General features: G+C 40.8%; 1 protein-coding gene. It reads left to right on the forward strand.

Going from position 1 to position 1823, the window contains the following annotated elements:
- The first annotated feature begins 308 nt into the window (after positions 1 to 308).
- Positions 309 to 1799 (forward strand): lysine--tRNA ligase, encoded by a 1491-nt coding sequence (gene lysS, locus BTU61_RS05345; protein ID WP_187540484.1) that lies wholly within the window; start codon positions 309 to 311, stop codon positions 1797 to 1799.
- Positions 1800 to 1823 lie beyond the last annotated feature (24 nt).

Genomic DNA, 1823 nt, shown 5'->3' on the forward strand with positions numbered 1-1823 from the left:
TTGCTCGACAATCCAAAGACAACTGAGAGGCTAGGACTTTTGTCCCACTCTCTTTTTCTTTTAGAATATATAGTGCAAAATTCTATTCCATGCCCTAAAATCAGTATTTCTAGGAGGTTTCACTATAGGGGAGGCAACTGCTAAAAAGGCAATTTCCTACTCTTGATCAGGATTGTCTACATATTGAAGGAAACAAGTTTAATGAGGGATTGATTTTTCCTAGTCTCATTTTTACTGAAATGGTAATTATTAGTGAATTTCTAGTCTAAATATGGTAGAATAGGAAAGAATAACTTAGGAGGGTCCAAATGACTACTGAACATATGGAAGAATTAAATGACCAGCAGCTTGTCCGTCGTGAAAAGATGGCGGCACTTCGTGAACAAGGAATCGACCCATTTGGTAAACGATTTGAACGTACAGCTACCTCTGGTCAATTAAAAGAAAAATACGCTGATAAAACGAAAGAAGAATTGCATGAAATCAACGAAACTGCTACTATTGCAGGTCGTTTGATGACGAAGCGTGGTAAAGGGAAAGTTGGTTTTGCCCACATCCAAGACCGTGATGGTCAAATTCAAATCTACGTTCGTAAGGATGCTGTTGGAGAAGAAAACTACGAGATCTTCAAAAAAGCGGACCTTGGTGATTTCCTTGGTGTTGAAGGGGAAGTCATGCGGACAGATATGGGAGAACTTTCTATTAAAGCTACCCACATCACCCACTTATCAAAAGCCCTTCGTCCCTTGCCTGAAAAATTCCATGGCTTGTCTGATGTGGAAACCATCTACCGCAAACGTTACTTGGATTTGATTTCAAATCGTGAAAGTTTTGATCGTTTTGTCACACGTTCACAAATTATCTCTGAAATCCGTCGTTATTTAGATGGTCAAGGTTTCCTTGAAGTAGAAACACCTGTTCTTCACAATGAAGCTGGTGGTGCTGCTGCAAAACCTTTTATTACTCACCACAATGCCCAAAATATTGATATGGTACTCCGTATTGCGACAGAACTTCACTTGAAACGTTTGATTGTTGGTGGGATGGAACGTGTCTATGAAATTGGACGGATCTTCCGTAATGAAGGGATGGATGCTACTCATAACCCTGAATTTACTTCTATTGAGGTCTACCAAGCTTATGCAGATTTTCACGATATCATGGACTTGACAGAAGGCATTATCCAACACGCGGCTAAAGCGGTTCGTGGAGATGGTCCAATCGATTATCAAGGAACAGAAATCAAGATCAACGAACCATTCAAACGGATTCACATGGTGGATGCGATTAAGGAAATTACAGGTGTTGATTTCTGGAAGGAAATAAGCTTTGAAGAAGCCGTAGCCCTTGCAAATGAAAAACATGTACCGGTTGAAAAACACTACACAGAAGTGGGACAAATTATCAATGCCTTCTTCGAAGAATTTGTCGAAGAAACGTTGACCCAACCAACCTTTGTTTATGGACATCCAGTAGCGGTATCACCTCTCGCTAAGAAAAATCCAGAAGATCCACGCTTTACGGATCGTTTTGAGCTCTTCATCATGACCAAAGAGTATGCGAATGCCTTTACGGAATTGAATGATCCAATTGATCAGCTTGGCCGGTTCGAAGCCCAAGCTAAAGCAAAAGAATTGGGTGATGATGAAGCGACAGGTATCGACTATGATTATGTTGAAGCCCTTGAATATGGTATGCCACCAACAGGTGGACTTGGAATCGGGATCGACCGTTTGGTTATGTTGTTGACCAATGTAACAACCATTCGCGACGTTCTTCTCTTCCCAACTATGAAGTAATTTAATAAGAAAGAGAGTGGGACA

This window comes from Streptococcus lactarius (genome assembly GCF_016642265.1).
Taxonomy (GTDB): Bacteria; Bacillota; Bacilli; order Lactobacillales; family Streptococcaceae; genus Streptococcus; species Streptococcus lactarius.